17 protein-coding genes are annotated in these 17,289 nt (G+C 39.7%); 1 reads left to right on the top strand and 16 read right to left on the bottom strand.

Translation table 11 applies throughout. The features are described 5' to 3' along the window. From smc to ACJ004_RS02460, 12 genes are all read right to left on the bottom strand, one after another. Entirely contained in the window at positions 1-3,567 is a 3,567-nt protein-coding gene (gene smc, locus ACJ004_RS02515) for a chromosome segregation protein SMC (RefSeq protein WP_410890961.1), read from the bottom strand. Between the two features lie 54 nt (positions 3,568-3,621). Then, complete coding sequence (gene rnc, locus ACJ004_RS02510) at positions 3,622-4,362, bottom strand: ribonuclease III (protein WP_410890960.1); 741 nt, start codon at positions 4,360-4,362, stop codon at positions 3,622-3,624. Positions 4,363-4,533: 171 nt separating this feature from the next. Then, complete coding sequence (acpP, locus tag ACJ004_RS02505; protein WP_026566432.1) at positions 4,534-4,767, bottom strand: acyl carrier protein; 234 nt, start codon at positions 4,765-4,767, stop codon at positions 4,534-4,536. Between the two features lie 152 nt (positions 4,768-4,919). After that, positions 4,920-5,663: a 3-oxoacyl-[acyl-carrier-protein] reductase gene (gene fabG, locus ACJ004_RS02500; protein WP_410890959.1), complete on the bottom strand. Its 744-nt coding sequence runs from the start codon at positions 5,661-5,663 to the stop codon at positions 4,920-4,922. Further along, complete coding sequence (gene fabD, locus ACJ004_RS02495; RefSeq protein WP_410890958.1) at positions 5,660-6,607, bottom strand: ACP S-malonyltransferase; 948 nt, start codon at positions 6,605-6,607, stop codon at positions 5,660-5,662. Before fabD ends, fabG begins: the two co-directional genes overlap by 4 nt. A gap of 12 nt (positions 6,608-6,619) precedes the next feature. Continuing rightward, positions 6,620-7,624: a phosphate acyltransferase PlsX gene (gene plsX, locus ACJ004_RS02490; protein WP_410890957.1), complete on the bottom strand. Its 1,005-nt coding sequence runs from the start codon at positions 7,622-7,624 to the stop codon at positions 6,620-6,622. Between the two features lie 12 nt (positions 7,625-7,636). Next, positions 7,637-8,203: a transcription factor FapR gene (gene fapR / locus ACJ004_RS02485; RefSeq protein WP_410890956.1), complete on the bottom strand. Its 567-nt coding sequence runs from the start codon at positions 8,201-8,203 to the stop codon at positions 7,637-7,639. Positions 8,204-8,344: 141 nt separating this feature from the next. Next, positions 8,345-10,393, bottom strand: coding sequence for an ATP-dependent DNA helicase RecG (gene recG, locus ACJ004_RS02480; RefSeq protein WP_410890955.1), 2,049 nt, complete (start codon positions 10,391-10,393; stop codon positions 8,345-8,347). Continuing rightward, positions 10,377-11,273: an L-serine ammonia-lyase, iron-sulfur-dependent, subunit alpha gene (sdaAA, locus tag ACJ004_RS02475; RefSeq protein ID WP_410890954.1), complete on the bottom strand. Its 897-nt coding sequence runs from the start codon at positions 11,271-11,273 to the stop codon at positions 10,377-10,379. The genes recG and sdaAA overlap by 17 nt, the downstream gene beginning before the upstream one ends. Positions 11,274-11,295: 22 nt before the next feature. Beyond that, complete coding sequence (gene sdaAB / locus ACJ004_RS02470; RefSeq protein WP_410890953.1) at positions 11,296-11,958, bottom strand: L-serine ammonia-lyase, iron-sulfur-dependent subunit beta; 663 nt, start codon at positions 11,956-11,958, stop codon at positions 11,296-11,298. Between the two features lie 115 nt (positions 11,959-12,073). Next, the gene (locus ACJ004_RS02465; protein WP_410890952.1) at positions 12,074-13,756 is read right to left on the bottom strand and encodes a DAK2 domain-containing protein; all 1,683 of its coding nucleotides are present in this window, start codon (positions 13,754-13,756) and stop codon (positions 12,074-12,076) included. 36 nt (positions 13,757-13,792) lie between these two features. Beyond that, positions 13,793-14,155 carry an Asp23/Gls24 family envelope stress response protein gene (locus ACJ004_RS02460; protein WP_088086349.1) on the bottom strand — a complete coding sequence of 121 codons (363 nt, stop codon included), beginning with the start codon at positions 14,153-14,155 and terminating at the stop codon, positions 13,793-13,795. A gap of 285 nt (positions 14,156-14,440) precedes the next feature. Between ACJ004_RS02460 and rpmB the strand changes: the two genes are divergently transcribed. Then, positions 14,441-14,629, top strand: a complete 189-nt coding sequence (rpmB, locus tag ACJ004_RS02455) for a 50S ribosomal protein L28 (RefSeq protein ID WP_026566424.1) — start codon at positions 14,441-14,443, stop codon at positions 14,627-14,629. Positions 14,630-14,797: 168 nt separating this feature from the next. On the opposite strand, the gene spoVM is transcribed toward rpmB, so the two are convergent. The 4 genes from spoVM to rsgA form a co-directional block, all read right to left on the bottom strand. Continuing rightward, a complete protein-coding gene (gene spoVM / locus ACJ004_RS02450) occupies positions 14,798-14,881 on the bottom strand; it encodes a stage V sporulation protein SpoVM (RefSeq protein WP_035445740.1) in 84 nt (27 codons plus the stop codon). A gap of 153 nt (positions 14,882-15,034) precedes the next feature. Further along, positions 15,035-15,682, bottom strand: a complete 648-nt coding sequence (locus ACJ004_RS02445; RefSeq protein ID WP_410890951.1) for a thiamine diphosphokinase — start codon at positions 15,680-15,682, stop codon at positions 15,035-15,037. Between the two features lie 55 nt (positions 15,683-15,737). Then, complete coding sequence (gene rpe / locus ACJ004_RS02440) at positions 15,738-16,382, bottom strand: ribulose-phosphate 3-epimerase (protein ID WP_410890950.1); 645 nt, start codon at positions 16,380-16,382, stop codon at positions 15,738-15,740. 2 nt (positions 16,383-16,384) lie between these two features. Further along, positions 16,385-17,266, bottom strand: coding sequence for a ribosome small subunit-dependent GTPase A (rsgA, locus tag ACJ004_RS02435; protein WP_410890949.1), 882 nt, complete (start codon positions 17,264-17,266; stop codon positions 16,385-16,387). Positions 17,267-17,289: the final 23 nt, after the last annotated feature.

Genomic DNA, 17,289 nt, shown 5'->3' with positions numbered 1-17,289 from the left:
TTAAGATTCAACAAGCTCTTTTGTGTCCTCGAGACGAACAGATACCAGCTTTGAAACGCCTGATTCCTGCATTGTTACCCCGTAAAGAACATCCGCTTCCTCCATTGTTCCTTTACGGTGAGTAATGACAATAAATTGCGTTTCATTACTGTATCGTTTTAGGTATTGGCTAAAGCGCTGGACATTCGCTTCATCCAAGGCAGCCTCTACCTCATCCAGAATACAGAATGGAACTGGCCGTACTTTTAAAATCGAAAAAAGAAGGGCAATGGCGGTTAATGCACGTTCTCCACCTGATAATAAGCCTAAGTTTTGTAGCTTTTTCCCAGGCGGCTGTGCAACAATTTCGACTCCTGTATTTAATAAATCTCCGGGGATTGTTAGTACCAAGTCAGCTCTTCCACCACCAAAAAGGGATCTGAAAACCGGCTCAAAATGCTCTCGAATTCCTTTGAAGGTTTGTTCAAAGCGTCTTTTCATTTCCTCATCCATTTCCTCAATTACCTTGTAGAGGGTTTCTTTGGCATCCTGAAGATCAGTCTTTTGTTCATTGAGAAACTCATAACGTTCCGATACACGATCATATTCTTCAATCGCACCAATATTGACATTTCCAAGTTCCTCAATTGCCAGTTTGATGAGCTTGACCTTTTTCCTTGCCTCTTCTATCGGAATAGTTAATGGATATTGCTCCTTAGCCCCTTCAAAGGATAAAAGATATTCTTCTCTTAAACGGGCAAAACGGTTTTCAAGCTCCACATCCAAACGGTTGATTTTTACTTCCTCGTCTCTTAAAACAACAATCAGCCCTCGATGAAGTCTTTTTAATTCCTTTACTTCCAATTCCAAATCTTCTAAGGCCGTCTTTAAGGATAGGCGCTCTTCTCTTCGAACAGAAATTAACTGCAATGCCGCATCTTTATCCTGTTGTTTTCTAATGGCAGCATTTTCTAACTGCTCCTCACCTGATGAACTATTCGTCATTTCAGAGGTTAATAAATTTAAGTCATCAGAATACAGGGAATGCTTTTGTTCACTCTCATCCAAATCGGCCTGTAATTGAGTTAAGCGTTCTTGTGTACTCATAAACTGTTCATTTTTGGAGGCAAATGTTACTTTTAAATCATTTATTTCGTTCGTAAGTGCTTCTTTCGAAGTCAGATCACTCGTCTTTTGTTCCGAGAGCTTTGATATTTCGGCATCTAGATCCGCGACCGAAATTTTATAGTTTTCCATTGCACTAGATAGTTCACTTTTTCTATTTGTTAAGGTTGTTTTCTCATCAGAAAATTGCCCTTTTTCAAGATCATAAATGGCTAAACGATCATTGATATTTTTTTCTTCAAGTTCTGCCTGACGAAGGTCACCCTTTAATGTCAATTCAGTTAATCTCAAATCTTCGCCATCTTTACGCAATTCTTCTAGTTGATTTTCGAAAACTTGAATTTCTGTTTTTAATGACTTGACGAGTTTCTCTAATTGGGTAGTTTTTTCTTCCATCACCGTTAGCTTTTCTTTTAATTCCTCTAACTCACCTTTACGAGTTAATAAAGAAGAGTTTTTTTGCTTAATGGCTCCCCCTGTCATTGAACCGCCAGGATTGACGATATCCCCATCAAGGGTGACCATTCGGCAGCGATATTGGAGAATTTTCGCTAAATCATTTGCCCCTTTTAAGTCGCTTGTAATAACCACATTGCCAAGTAGGCTGCTCATAACCTCTGAGTACTTTGGATCAAATTGCACCAGACTGACTGCTGTTCCAATAAAAGATGAATGATTTTGAATCGAAGATAATTGGACTGCAGACAAAGCTCGCCCCTTAATGACATTCAAAGGTAAGAACGTTGCCCTGCCAAAAGAATTCTGTTTCAAATATTGAATGGCAGACCGTGCATTTTGTTCATTATCGACAACGATATGCTGCAATGCCCCGCCAAATGCTGTTTCCAGTGCGGTTTCATACTCTTTAGGTACGGTCACAAGCTCAGCAACTGCCCCTTCAATTCCCTTGAGGTTTTTCCCGCGCGCTTTAAGCACCTCTTTGACACCTTGAAAAAAGCCTGAGTAATCCTCTTCCATTTCTTCGAGCATTTCTTTTCTTGACTTTGCCTGCTGGAGAATTTGATATGCTTGGTACAGCGTCGTTTCCTGTTTTTGATAATTATTTTTCGTTGTTTCAAGCTTTCGTTGCTTGTCTCGAAAGGCTCCAACTTGATCGTCTATTTTTTGTCTGATTTCGTCTAATGCCGATTGGATGTTAGTTTTTTTACTTTTCGCAAGTTGCCGTTCCTCAATAAACTTGTCATTCTCAACATCGAGACGCGAACTTTTTCTTTCTTGCTGTTCTAACTGTTGCTCAATATACTTCAATTCATTTTTTGCGCCAGCTTGGTCGTTTAGTATTTCGATATATTCACTTTTTAAGCTCTCAATTTTCTCTTCAATATTTTCACTAAATAACTGCAGTTTTGACTGTTTTTCTTTTAATTGAATTTGTAATTGTTTAACTTGCTGACCAAGATCCTCAGCTGTGCTGGAAAGACTGTCGCGACTCATTCTTAGCTGGCTAATTTTTTCAGCTAATTCTGTGATGTTGGTTTGAAGCTGCTCTTTATTTTGCGAGGCATTTTTCTTTCGTTCTTTTAAGACTTCTTTTCGGCCCTCAAGTTTTTCTAGTTCCTCTGTTGCATGAAGAAGGACGTTTTGCAGGTCGGTAATTGATTCATCAAACGCTGCTATCTGGTCTCTTTTTTCAACGATTTTTGCTTCTTTTACCTGTAGTTCAGAAGAGATTTTGAGTTCATCCTCCTGATGTTCTTTTAACTGATTTGATAGGTCCTCCCATTTTTGATGGAGGTCTTCGATCTCATAAACAGTTAAGGCAACCTCAAATTTTTCAAGTTCCTCTTTTTTCTCAAGAAAATCTTTTGCCATCGATGCCTGTATTTTTAATGGTTCTACTTGGCCTTCGAGTTCGTGTAATATATCATTAACACGGTTTAAATTGTCCTGAGTCTCAAACAGTTTCACTTCTGCCTTTTTTTTACGCTGTTTATATTTAAGAACCCCTGCGGCTTCATCAAATATCGTTCGTCTTTCTTCTGCTTTGCTATTTAATATTTCTTCCACTTTTCCTTGGCTAATAATCGAAAATGCTTCTCGTCCCAGCCCAGAATCCATGAATAAATCGATAATATCCTTAAGCCGGCATGGCTGCTTATTTATTAAGAATTCACTATCTCCAGAGCGGGATACTCTTCTTGTAACGCTAATTTCGTTATAATCAAGTGACACGCCTTGTTCTTGATTATCTAAGGTTAAGGTAACTTCAGCAAAATTCAATGGCTTTCTCGTATCACTTCCACCAAAAATTATATCTTCCATTTTGCTGCCTCTTAGCGATTTAGCTGATTGTTCTCCCAAAACCCAACGGATGGCATCAGTTATATTACTTTTTCCACTGCCATTGGGTCCTACCACCGCCGTTACTCCTGGAACAAAATCAACACCAATGCGATCAGCGAAGGACTTAAAGCCAATAATGTCCAACCGTTTTAGAAACATTTCTTAATCCTCCCTATGCGCGCAAGACGGACTCCTTGCAAACATTTTGTCATTCTAGGTTGTTTTAGCCTTTAATATGTCTAAAGCCATTTGGGCGGCATGTTGTTCGGCTTCCTTCTTTGATTTTCCGGTACCTACACCTAATTCCTTGCCGTTCAAGGAAACCTTTGAAACAAATTCTTTGTTATGTGCAGGACCTATCTCTTGAAGAACACGGTATTCAATGGTCCCTGTTCCGTCACGTTGAATAAGCTCCTGTAATTGGCTTTTGTAATCCATCACATGAGAAAAAGCACCAGCATTTATTTTAGGAAATACTACTTTTTCAAGAAAACTAATAACTGTTTCAATTCCTTGGTCCAAATAAAGGGCACCGATGAATGCTTCAAACACATCAGCTAATAAGGCTGGACGCTCTCTTCCTCCCGTCATCTCTTCTCCTTTACCTAACAATACTAATTTCCCAAAATTCAGTTCGTTGGCAAAAGATACCAGAGATGGCTCGCAAACAATAGCTGCTCGAAGTTTCGTCAATTCGCCCTCGGACATGGTTGGGTATTTTTTGTAAAGGAATTGTGAAACAGTTAGCTCAAGAACGGCATCCCCTAAAAACTCAAGTCTCTCATTATCTTCGAAAGGCTTTCTGCGATGCTCATTCACATAGGATGAATGAGTAAAAGCTTGTTTTAATAATTTCTCGTTCTCCATCGTAATACCAATCGTATTTTGAAAACCTTTAAATAGATTTTCTTTTGCGCGATTATTTAACTCTTTTTCATTACTGTTCTTGCGCATATGAAACTTCTCCACCTTGCATCAAATAATTTACACACTGCTACTAACTACTAGTTTAAAAAAGTTTTTCGCAAAACGCAAAGAAACTTGGCATCACAATTGGAAGCCAAGTTCTATTTTACAGAATAAAGCTCCGTTTGAAAACGGAGCTTTTGTGAATAAATCCAACGATTACTTCGTGCTTTGTATGTAATTAACAGCGTCACCAACTGTGCTAATTTTTTCAGCATCATCGTCAGAAATTTCCATATCGAACTCATCTTCTAATTCCATAACTAGTTCAACTACGTCAAGGGAATCAGCACCAAGATCATCTTTAAATGAAGCTTCAAGTTTAACTTGAGATTCATCTACACCTAAGCGGTCAACGATGATTTTTGTTACACGTTCTAATACCTCTGCCATGCCTGTTCACCTCCCCTCAAGCTATTATAGAGTATTTCATCAAAATAATACACTAGGTTTTTATAACTATTTGCATTTTAAACTTTTTGAATTGTCTAGCTACATCGTCCAACGGCTAGTGTCCTTCGCTGAACGGGCGATTCGCTTTCTAATCACATTACCATGCCGCCGTCAATATGAAGGGTTTGTCCTGTCATATAGGCAGAATCGTCAGAAGCGAGGAATGCCGTTATTTTTGCGATATCTTTAGGCTCTCCTAATCTTGCCAATGGTATCTGTTTTAACATTTCAGCTTTAACTTCTTCGGAAAGTTTATTTGTCATATCTGTCGTGATGAAGCCAGGTGCAATTGCGTTTACTGTAATGTTGCGAGAGGCCAGTTCTTTCGCTGTTGTTTTGGTTAATCCGATTACCCCGGCTTTGGCTGCAACATAGTTAGCCTGGCCTGGATTCCCACTAACGCCAACAATCGATGCGATATTAATGATGCGTCCAACCCGCTGCTTCATCATTTGCCTTGTTACCGCCTTGGTACAAAGGAAAACACCTTTAAGGTTGATATTAATAACATCATCCCATTCTTCCTCTTTCATTCTCATCAACAAATTATCTCTTGTAATCCCTGCGTTATTAACGAGGATATCAAGTTTCCCAAAGTTGTCAATTGTACCTTTCACCATTTCAGCAACTGCATCAGCGTTTGATACATCACATTTTACAGCGAATGCCTCTCTGCCAAGCGCTTTTATTTCATCAACAACCTCATTTGCTTTTGCTTCACTGCCCGAATAATTTACTGCCACATTGGCACCTTGTCGTGCTAGTTCAAGGGCAATCTCTCTGCCAATACCTCTTGATGCTCCAGTTACAAGGGCTGCTTTCCCTTCTAGATTCATATTCTTTCCTCCTTTAATGCGTCAATAACAGTTTGCGCACTCTCCTCGTCCGATACTGAAAATGTCGTAACTGTTTTATCGATTTTCTTGATTAAGCCTGAAAGAACTTTCCCAGGGCCAATTTCAATGAACGTATCGACACCTAACTCGATCATTTTGCGAACGGAATCTTCCCACAAAACAGGGGAATAAAGCTGCTCAATTAATTTATCTTTAATTTCAGTAGCCGAAGTAATTGGTTCTGCCGTTACATTGGCGACAATCGGCACTGAGGCGTCCTTTACTTCAATTCCATCTAGGACTTCACGAAGCTGGTCTGCAGCAGGTTTCATTAAAGCAGAATGGAATGGGCCGCTAACGTCTAAAGGAAGAGCTCTTTTTGCACCTGCTTCTTTCGCCTTCGCGCCTGCAATCTCGACCCCTTTTTTCGAACCAGAAATAACGATTTGCCCAGGACAATTTAGATTAGCTAATGAGACTGGATTGCCTGATTCACTTACCTCGTTTGTTACCGCAAAAAGACGGTCACGGTCAAGCCCTAATACGGCAGCCATCGAACCTTCTCCATTTGGGACTGCATTCTCCATAAACTCGCCCCGTTTTCTGACGGCATACACTCCTTCTTCGAAAGAAAGTGTGCCTGCAGCTACAAGCGCGGTATATTCACCTAAGCTGTGACCAGCGACATAATCAGCTTTAATCCCAGACTTTTGGAAGTAGTCTAAAATAGCAATACTGGTAGTTAAAAGGGCAGGCTGTGTATTGAAGGTAATTGTCAATTCTTCCTTCGGTCCTTCAAAAATTAGTTTACTCAGTGGAATATTTAGCTTTTCATTGGCTCTCCTAAAATAATCCATAACTTCAGAGTGTTTTTCTGCTAACTCTTTTCCCATTCCGACTGCTTGTGACCCTTGTCCTGGAAACACGAATGCTATTTTATTCATTTCAAAACTCCTTTACCGTTCTACTTTTTCCTTATTTTCTTCTTCAGTTGACATCTTAATTAAACCTACCACATCATTACTTACCATTTCCCTTGTTTGCCTAATTGCACTAAATATAGCTTGGCCATTGGATGAGCCGTGTGCCTTAATTACAGGAGCGTTTAATCCAAATAAAGCAGCACCGCCATATTCAGAGTAATCCATTGTATTTTTTAAGGTTTTAAGATTCGGTTTCAGCACGGCTGCGGCTAATTTACTAGTAAAGCTGCTCATTAAGGCCGTTTTTAACATTTTAAACATTGAAAGAGCCGTACCCTCTATTGTTTTTAAGACCATGTTACCCGTAAATCCATCGGTCACAACAATATCAGCAACACCATCTAACAAATCCCTCGCTTCAACATTTCCGACAAAGTTAATATCAGCATTTTTTAACAATTCGAAGGCTTGCTTAGTAAGTTCATTCCCTTTCTTTTCCTCAGTCCCGATATTTAAAAGACCGACTCTAGGCCTTGAAATTCCCCTTACTTTTTCACTATAAATGGAACCCATTAGTCCATATTGAAGCAGATGCTCTGGTTTTGCATCTGCGTTTGCTCCGACGTCTAATAACAAGAATCCTTCACCGCCAATGGTAGGAAGCGTTGGTGCTAATGCTGGGCGGTGTATTCCATTTATTCTCCCAACCACAAAAAGACCTGCTGCTACTAAAGCTCCTGTATTTCCTGCCGAAATACACGCATCTGCCACCCCATCTGCTACTTGCTGTGCGGCTAACACCATTGAGGCATTCTTTTTGCGGCGAACCGCTTTTACAGGTTCATCAGTTCCAAGGATCACTTCGGTGGTATGGATTACAGAAATCCGATCATGATTCGTTAAAGTTTCTTTAATCTTATTTTCATCCCCGACAAGGGTAATATGTATATCTGAAAATGCTTGTACGGCTTTTAGTGCCCCTAAGACGATTTCTTTTGGAGCATTGTCGCCGCCCATTGCATCAATTGCTAGTTTCATTTTCCTCATCCTCTACCGATTTTTCGAACGGTACATTTCAAATTCTCCGGTAAAAACAAGTTCATTATTTACAAAACTTGTTACCTCGACACTCGTTCTGCCTAGGTTCCTGTCAATTTTTGTTACCTTGGCTTTGGCAATAACACGCTCATTCAATTTTACCAAACGATTAAATTGAATATTCGCTTTTGCTGTCAAAGCTAATTCATCATTTATAACGGCCACTGCTAAAGAATTTGCCTGAGCGAAAACATGATGGCCGCGGGCAATGTTATTTCGTTTAAACACATGCTCTTTTTTTACATCAAAAATCGAAATTGCATTCTGATCCAATTCTATATGAATAATTTCACCAATCACTTCTTCAAGCGGTAATGAGCGGACTTCATCATCAAATCGTTTCTCAGCTACAGTCTTAATGCGTTCCCTGAGTTCTGGAATCGATAATTCTAAACGGTCCAGACGAATGGTTTGGACACTCACCTGAAATTTTTCTGCTAAATCCTCATCCGTAATAAATGGATTATCGTTAATTGTTGAAGTCAACAATTGTTGGCGCTCTTTTTTACTTTTTCTCATGTATTTTCACACCGTCCGCGATCTTATGACTAGGTACTAATAGTAGTATAAAATTTGAAAAAGCAGATTGCAAGAATTAGTTTTTATCATGACCATCTGCTATAGCCTATTAAAGAGTCCTATAAGGGGAAAAAGTTTGATTTAATCTAGCTTTTCCCCTTCTAATACTCCTGATTCATCCAGGCTATTTCTTAAAAATTGATATTCCGGGGCTGTCCAAAATGTTTCAGACTGGATAAGCATCGCCGCATCACTTCTTGCAGTTTCAAGGGCACGATAGTCATGAACCATATCTGCTACCTTGAATTCAGGAACCCCGCTTTGTTTTCTGCCAAAAAAGTCGCCAGGCCCTCTAAGTTCTAAATCTTTTTCACTTAAAACGAAACCATCATTCGTTTCAGTCATAATCCGCATTCTTTCTTGGCCAACTTCTGACTTTGGACTAGCCAGCAAAATACAATAGGATTGATCGCTGCCTCGTCCAACCCGGCCGCGCAGCTGATGAAGCTGTGAAAGGCCAAACCTTTCCGCATCATAAATTACCATCATGGTTGCATTCGGTACATTTACTCCAACCTCAACAACGGTCGTTGAGACTAACACCTGTACTTCGCCCGTACTAAATGCTTTCATCACTGAGTCCTTTTCTTCTGAACTTAAGCGGCCATGCATAAGACCTGCTTTAAAACGGTTTTTGAAATATTGACTTAATGTATTATAGACGTCAATAGCATTTTGAACATCGAGCTTTTCTGATTCTTCGATGAGCGGACAAATTACATAAGCTTGGTGGCCTTTTTGTAATTCTTTTTCAACAAACGCCAGAACGCGTTCAAGCATTTCTGGTTTTGCCCAATAGGTTTCAATGGTTTTTCTCCCTGCTGGCATCTCATCTATAATGGAAACATCCATTTCCCCAAATACGGTAATCGCAAGGGTTCGAGGAATCGGTGTCGCCGTCATAAAAAGCACGTCCGGATTTTCACCTTTTTCTCTTAGAACACGTCGCTGTTCAACGCCAAATCGATGCTGTTCATCCGTAATGACAAAGCCGAGTCTCTTGAAGGTGACCTCATCTTGGATTAGGGCGTGTGTCCCAATTAAGATATCAACGTTCCCTTCTGCTAATTCGTGGAGGATTTCCTTTCTTCGTTTTCCTTTTATCGAACTCGTCAGGAGTTCACACCTGACATGAAATGGTTCTAGCATACTTTTTAAGCTTTCTGCATGCTGCTCTGCCAATATTTCTGTTGGAACCATAAGCGCTCCTTGAAAACCTGCCGTGACACTGGCATACAAGCCAATCGCTGCGACCACTGTTTTTCCCGAACCCACATCTCCCTGCAGTAAGCGATTCATTCTAAGTGGAGATTTTAGCTCTGCTAATACTTCATGGATCACACGTGTTTGAGCATTTGTTAATGGAAAAGGAAGACTATTAATAAATTCCTTTACCTTTGTTTCATCATAGTTTTGGCAAACCCCTGGGGAATGTTCCCGTTCGAACTTCCTAAGTGCCTGCATTTTTAATTGAAACAAAAGAAATTCCTCATAAACGATGCGTCTTCGAGCTTGTTTCACATCTTCTTGACTGTCGGGAAAGTGCATCGCTTGGATGGCCGCCTGCCTATCAAGAAGGCGATATTTTTTCAAGAAAGCGAGGGGCAGTGTTTCATCAATAAATTGTCCATATTGTTGAAGAGCAATGCTGATAAATTTCCGGATTCCTTTTGTCGTTAATTTCCCTCTTAATGAGTATACTGGTTCAAAATCCTTTGATTTTGCATTTGGGCCCACCTGCATCTCATTTGCCGTAATGGTTTGCCGATGTGCATCCCATTTTCCTGTGACAGTAATTGTTTCATTGATCATGATTTTATTTTTTAAATAGGGTTGGTTGAAAAAGACTATTTGGATCAGATGAGTTCCGACAAAAAAACGGAACATAAGTTTGGATTTCTTCCTACCATAATAGACAAGAGAAGGCTCACTATGAACCTTCCCTTCCACTGTTACTTTCTCCTCATGCTGCACCTCTGTAATATCACGGAGGCGATAATCTTCATAACGATACGGAAAATATTCCAATAGGTCTTCGATCGTATAGATTTTCATTTCCGAAAAAATTTCAGCAGTTTCTTCACCTATTCCCTTTATGACAGTTATTGATTGATTAAGATGTGGTTTCACTATTATTTCGCGGTAAACCGAAGATCTTTGCTTCCAGTTTGCGACCTGTCGGTGTTGCCGCCAACCCTCCCTGCCCAGTTTCTTTTAGTGTTGTTGGCATGGTTTGACCTATTTTAAACATCGCTTCAATCACTTCATCACAGGGAATTCGACTTGTAATTCCCGCTAAAGCCATATCGGCAGCAACCATTGCATTCGCTGCACCCATCGCATTTCGCTTCACACAAGGAACTTCAACAAGGCCAGCAACCGGATCACATACTAAACCCAGCATGTTTTTTAAGGTAATCGCCATTGCCTCTGCACATTGTTCGGGGGTTCCGCCTGCCATTTCTACAATGGCAGCTGCAGCCATTCCCGCTGCAGAACCAACTTCCGCCTGGCAGCCACCTGCTGCACCAGAAATCGAAGCATTATTTGCCACTACAAAGCCAAATGCCCCTGCCGTAAACAGGTATGAAATCTTTTGCTCTTTGGTGGGCTTTAACTTTTTTTCGACTGCAAATAAGGTACCTGGCACAACACCTGCAGAACCGGCCGTTGGAGTCGCACAAATGGTGCCCATAGCCGCATTCACTTCATTTGTTGCGACAGCTTTACTTACCGCATCCAGAATAGTTTCACCTGTTAAAAAGGTGCCCTTTTCAATATATTTTTGCAACAGGACAGCATCTCCACCAGTTAACCCTGAGTGTGAGTGTACCCCTTTAATCCCTCGTTCTACCGCTTCTTGCATAACCTTAAGATTCCGTTCCATAAAGGCTAGCACTTCTTCTCGGGAACGCCCTGTCACTTCTACCTCTTGCTCGATCATAATTTCTGAAATCTTTTTCCTCTGACTCTTTGCCAGCTCAACTAATTCTGCAACATTGCGAAACACTGAGACCATTCCCCCTGGTTGGTTAATCCACAATTTTGGTTACTTTTAAAATGTTGGGAAGCTGTTCTAGCTCAACGAGGATTTTATTGTCAATATTTTGGTCTACTTCAATGGTCATTAAAGCAAGCTTTCCTTTTTCTTTTCGAGAAACCTCCATATGACCAATATTTATTTCGTATTGTGCAAGAATGTTAGCTACACCAGCAATTGTTCCATAACGATCATTATGAACGACTAGAAGGGCCGGATGATTACCTGACAGCTTTAATTCAAACCCATTAAGCTCGGTTATCTCAATTTTCCCGCCGCCAATAGAAATACCAACTAACTCTAGCTCCCCATTATGATCACCAATAATGACCCTTGCCGTGTTGGGATGGTCAGCAACCGCATCCTCTTCAATAAACCTGAGCTTTATCCCCTTTTCCTTAGCAATGTCTATGGCCTTAATGATTCGCACATCATCGGTATCAAAATCTAACAGTCCACCCACAATGGCTACATCCGTGCCATGCCCCTTATAGGTTTTAGCAAAAGAACCATATAAAGAAATATTGGCCCACTTCGGCTCCCTGCCAAATAAGCTTCTAGCTACCCTGCCTATTCTTGCTGCACCAGCTGTATGTGAGCTTGAGGGTCCAATCATGATTGGACCAATGATATCAAACACGCTCCTATATTTCACTCGATTCTCCCCCTCGCGCGCTAGTCTATTTAATATTCTTTTTTATTATCTTATTTTTCCCCCAGCTTTTTTCCACAAAAAAAGAAGGGAATCCCCCTTCTATTTTAGCTGAGCCTTATTCAATTGAAAAGATAAATGAATACAACGGCTGCTTACCGTTATGGATTTCTACTTCAATATCTGCATAGTTTTCTTCAACAAACTGGGTAAGCTTATTTACTTCTTCCTCACTAATGTCTTCCCCATATATGATGGTTAAAATTTCTGAATCCTCATCCAGCATTTGTGAGAGTAAATTTTCTGCTACTTTTCCTTTGTCCTTGTTTTTAACTACGATTTTCCCTTCGGCAATGCCCATGAAATCATCTTTCTCGATTTCTAAGCCATCAATTTGGGTATCTCGAACAGCAAAGGTTATTTGGCCAGTTTTCACGTGTTCTAAGGCATCGCTCATTGCGCCTTTATTTGTCTCGAGATCAGCAGAAGGATTAAAAGCTAACAAAGCTGAAAGTCCTTGCGGTACCGTTTTGGAAGGGATCACATAAATTTCCTCTTCAGAAACATCTGCTGCCTGTTGAGCTGCCATAATGATGTTTTTATTATTCGGCAGGATAAATACCTTTTTAGCATTCACTTCATTAACAGCCTTGATGATATCCTCCGTACTCGGGTTCATTGTTTGCCCGCCTTCAATCACCTCATGGGCGCCAATACTTTTAAATAAGTCTGCAATTCCTGATCCCATAGAAACGGCAACAATTCCGAATTCTTCTTGTTTTCTAGGTGACTTCTGCTGGTTAACAACAGATGAATTATGTGATTCGCCAACAATATTGGTATGTTGTTGACGCATATTTTCTATCTTCATATTAATTAAATTTCCATACTTTTGTCCGTAGCTAAGTACTTCTCCAGGCTGTTCGGAATGAATATGCACTTTCACAACATCCTCATCCGCAATAACCAATAAAGAATCTCCTAATTTGCTGAGGTCATTTCTAAATACCCCTTCATCAAAAGGATGTTTAGCGGTCTTTTCTTGTTCAAAGCGAACCATAAATTCTGTACAGTACCCAAATTCAATGTCTTCAGTGTTTATATGTCCTTGGACACTTTTATGGTGCTCCGTATTGACCAACTCATCCATCGAAAGCCATGCAGAAGGTGTATCAGGTAACTTTTCACCTTTTAAAACCGCAAGAAACCCTTCGTAAACAAAGACAAGACCCTGGCCTCCACTATCAACCACGCCAACTTCCTTTAAAACTGGAAGTAGATCCGGAGTGCGTTTCAATGAAGCCTTTGCTTCTTTTAAAACTTCATCCATAATCACAATGAGATCGTTAGAATGCTGAGCTGCTTGTACAGCCTGCTTAGCAGAATCCTTTGCAACAGTTAAAATGGTTCCTTCAACAGGCTTCATTACTGCTTTATAGGCTGTTTCCACACCAGCTTCGAGGGCATGAGCAAAATCATTCCCTGAGATTTGTGCTTTAGTTTCAACCGCCTTAGAAAAACCACGGAACAACTGTGAAAGGATAACGCCTGAATTTCCGCGAGCTCCCATTAGCAATCCCTTCGATAGGGCTACTCCCACTTTACCTATATGATCTTGTACATTATTTTTTACTTCTTTGGCCCCAGATGTCATTGATAAATTCATATTCGTTCCTGTATCACCATCGGGCACGGGAAAAACGTTTAAAGCATCAACCATTTTTGCATTTGCTGCTAAATGATTGGCCCCTTGAATCACCATCTCGGCAAAACGTTTTCCATCTAAAGCTGTAATTGACACAAACTTTCCTCCTCTACGTGAGTTCAGCTCACGAACTTAGGGGTTCGTCACTCGAACTCCCTGAACGTAAATATTTACCGAGTCAACGGCAAGTCCAACAGTCTTATCGAGGGTATATTTAACCTTTGATTGCACGTTGTGGGCAATTTCGGAAATTTTCGTTCCATAACTAACAATTATATACATATCAATATGTAATGCCTCATTCTCTTGGCGAACAATTACTCCCCGAGTGAAATTTTCTCTTCGTAGTATTTCCGTAATTCCATCTTTAATTTGATTCTTAGAGGCCATACCTACGATCCCATAACATTCAATTGCCGCACCTCCGGCGATGGTCGCGATTACTTCGTTAGAAATATCAATTTGTCCGAACTTTGTTTTTAATTCAATGGACATGAATCGTTCCCCCTCCTGAAAAATTGCTCCTTGACTACAGTCATTTTACTATAGTCAATGCAATATTGAAAGTTATTCCTGCCTGTTTAATACAAGAGGATTTCATTTTAAGTGATGTCAAGGTTTTTTTCTTGAAAGGTAACTATTGCAATCAAATTAGTTGTATGATAAATTATTAAGGTATCTCAAGTCTAGAAAATTTGTTCAAACAATTTTTCTTTTTCCAGATGAGGATCTTAAAAGATTGCTGTATAAAGCTTTTGGTAGTTAAGGAGGGAAATCATTATGCCACGTCAATGTGTTGTAACTGGAAAGAAAACAACAACTGGTAACGCACGTTCTCACGCTATGAACGCAAACAAGCGTACATGGGGTGCTAACCTACAAAAAGTACGTATTCTTGTTGATGGAAAGCCTAAGCGTGTTTGGGTTTCTGCAAGAGCGTTGAAATCCGGTAAAGTAGAACGCGTTTAATAGAACGTTTAGAAAAGGCATCCGCTAAGGGTGTCTTTTCTTTTTGAACAGAAAGCAATTTCAATTCAAAACCTTCTCACCTATTATTCCCAACTAACAAAATAAAAAGCACCCAAATTAAACGGGTGCCATTAGTTAAAGAAAAGGTTATCAAACTACATACATATGCTATTCGTTCTTTTTAAACGCCCCAATCATCGCGCGGACAAGTCCGCCTAAAAATTTCGGCAGTTTAATCGTATAGAATTTCATACTGTCCCTCCTCACAAATCTCCCCAGCTTATTTCAACTCAACTTTTTTCGAACGCCCTACCATTTTATTCAAACGAACGAAATCAGTACCAAAAAAATTGAAGGCACTATTCCAACTTCAAAGGGCTATTCTGAGTTAGTTACTAAAACATATTAATCGTGACTTCTTATCACTATTAATATGCCTTCAGAAAATGAAAAAGTACCATAATCACTAATAAGTTCATTACTAATACATAGTGTTGAACCAATTGAAATATGACGATTTTCCAGGGGAAATTTAAAGCCCTTTAAGGTGAGATTGCGGATATTTAGAGTTAAAGGAACAAAGGATATATATTTTTTTGTATTCATTTTTTCAATCGTATAGCTGCCAGCTTCCTTTATAAAAATGATGTTAGAACGATCAATTAAGAAAACATCCACTTCATTTTTTTCTTTGAATGGATTAAGTAATAAGTGCACATTCGCAAATAAATGATCAAGTCTTCCTCCAGTTGCCCCAAAAATACGGATGATACTTGGATGCTGATTAAGTGCCCAATTGAGGGCAAGTTCCATGTCTGTTTCATCCTTTTCCGGTTGATATTTCTTCAATTCGGTTACATTGTCTTCAATAAACTTTAATTCTTCTGATGAGACAGAATCAAAATCACCAAAAGCAATTGCTGGAGTTATATTCCTTTTTAACAAATGATAGACGCCACGATCGACTCCGACCCAAATTTCGTCCTTTGCTAAGTACTCAGTTAAATTAGGCAAAAGGTCTTCAGGTCCCCCGCCTAGAATATTGATAATCATAGAAATGTCTCCTTTACAATATGCAAAAGGCCAGCATCTAAGCTGGCCCTCCTCATTAACCTCTTAAAAGCGAAATTGCCTTCGCATAATCTTCTTCATTATAAATAGCTGAGCCTGCAACAAGTACATTTGCGCCAGCTTCCATACAGAGCTTTGCTGTTTCTGAATTTACGCCGCCATCAATTTCGATCTCAAGATCCATACCTTTTTCTTCTGCCATCGCTTTTACTTTTCTTATTTTCGGAAGAACCTCAGGTATGAATTTTTGACCGCCAAACCCAGGATTAACTGACATTAATAATACCATATCAATATCTCTAATAATATGTTGAATTGATTCTACGGGTGTCGCAGGATTTAAGACGACACCTGCTTTTATTCCGTAAGACTTAATATTTTGGATTGTTCGGTGAAGATGCATGCAAGCTTCTACATGTACTGTAATATAGTCGGCCCCTGCCTTTGCAAATGCCTCAATATATTGATCAGGGTTTTCAATCATTAGGTGTACATCAAGCGGAAGTCTCGTGATTGGACGAATAGCTTCGACAATCAGCGGTCCAATCGTGATATTTGGTACAAAATGACCATCCATGACATCAATATGAATGTAATCAGCTCCACCTTTTTCCACAGCTGTGATTTCTTCACCCAATCTCGAAAAATCGGCTGAAAGTATTGAAGGTGCTATTTTAACCATTTTTAATACCTCGGCTTTCTATCTTTTATCTCCTGTAGGAAATCCAGATAATGTTCATAACGATAAGCTGGGATTTCACTTGAGTCAACTGCTTGTTTCACCCCGCATTTGGGTTCAGATACATGTAAACAGCCTCGAAATTTACAATTCTCACTTGCTCTTTGTATCTCAGGGAAACAAAAAGTTAAATCTTCCGCTTCAATATTGGTAAATTCCAATGAACTAAATCCAGGCGTATCTGCTATTAGTCCATTGCCGATCTTAATTAATTCCACATGTCTTGTCGTGTGCTTTCCTCTGCCTAGATGCGTTGAAATATCATTTGTTTTTAATTCAAGATCCGGTCTAAGTACATTCAATAACGATGATTTCCCGACACCGGATTGACCGGCAAAGACAGATATTTTATTATCGACGTGAGGACTTAACAGTTCAATTCCAGCTTCTGTTTCGGAAGAAGTAAGGATTACTTTATATCCTGCAGCGGTATACTGCTCTGCATAATCCTTTATCATCTTTTTCTCTTCATCGTTTGTAAGGTCCATTTTGGTAATACATATAAGCGGTTCAATCCGATTAAATTCAACAAGTACAAGGAAACGATCTAATAAGACCGTACTGAAATCTGGTTCAACAGCCGAAAACACTAAAATGGCCTGATCTACATTAGCAATCGGTGGACGAATTAACTCATTCTTCCGTGTCTTAACTTCCATAATGTACCCTTCCAAGTCATTCTCAGCTTGAAAGACAACCTCATCACCCACAAGAGGGGTAATTTTATTTTTTCTAAATATCCCTCTCCCACGGCACTGGATTAACTTATCATTTCCAAGTACATAATAGAAACCGCTTAATGCTTTAACAATTTTTCCTTCAGGCATAGCCACACTCCTTGCCTTTCAAT

Source organism: Neobacillus sp. 204, from assembly GCF_046562815.1.
Lineage (GTDB): Bacteria > Bacillota > Bacilli > Bacillales > Cytobacillaceae > Neobacillus.
This window is presented reverse-complemented; position numbering and strand designations above follow the sequence as displayed.

Bases quoted from the DNA above. Each gene is read 5' to 3' on its own strand.
- rnc (WP_410890960.1), bottom strand. From the start codon at position 4,362: ATGCGCAAGAACAGTAATGAAAAAGAGTTAAATAATCGCGCAAAAGAA.
- acpP (WP_026566432.1), bottom strand. From the start codon at position 4,767: ATGGCAGAGGTATTAGAACGTGTAACAAAAATCATCGTTGACCGCTTA.
- fapR (WP_410890956.1), bottom strand. From the start codon at position 8,203: ATGAGAAAAAGTAAAAAAGAGCGCCAACAATTGTTGACTTCAACAATT.
- rsgA (WP_410890949.1), bottom strand. From the start codon at position 17,266: ATGCCTGAAGGAAAAATTGTTAAAGCATTAAGCGGTTTCTATTATGTA.
- smc (WP_410890961.1), bottom strand. From the start codon at position 3,567: ATGTTTCTAAAACGGTTGGACATTATTGGCTTTAAGTCCTTCGCTGAT.
- spoVM (WP_035445740.1), bottom strand. From the start codon at position 14,881: ATGAAATTCTATACGATTAAACTGCCGAAATTTTTAGGCGGACTTGTC.
- rpe (WP_410890950.1), bottom strand. From the start codon at position 16,382: ATGGTTAAAATAGCACCTTCAATACTTTCAGCCGATTTTTCGAGATTG.
- ACJ004_RS02460 (WP_088086349.1), bottom strand. From the start codon at position 14,155: ATGTCCATTGAATTAAAAACAAAGTTCGGACAAATTGATATTTCTAAC.
- fabG (WP_410890959.1), bottom strand. From the start codon at position 5,663: ATGAATCTAGAAGGGAAAGCAGCCCTTGTAACTGGAGCATCAAGAGGT.
- fabD (WP_410890958.1), bottom strand. From the start codon at position 6,607: ATGAATAAAATAGCATTCGTGTTTCCAGGACAAGGGTCACAAGCAGTC.
- rpmB (WP_026566424.1), top strand. From the start codon at position 14,441: ATGCCACGTCAATGTGTTGTAACTGGAAAGAAAACAACAACTGGTAAC.
- ACJ004_RS02445 (WP_410890951.1), bottom strand. From the start codon at position 15,682: ATGATTATCAATATTCTAGGCGGGGGACCTGAAGACCTTTTGCCTAAT.
- plsX (WP_410890957.1), bottom strand. From the start codon at position 7,624: ATGAAACTAGCAATTGATGCAATGGGCGGCGACAATGCTCCAAAAGAA.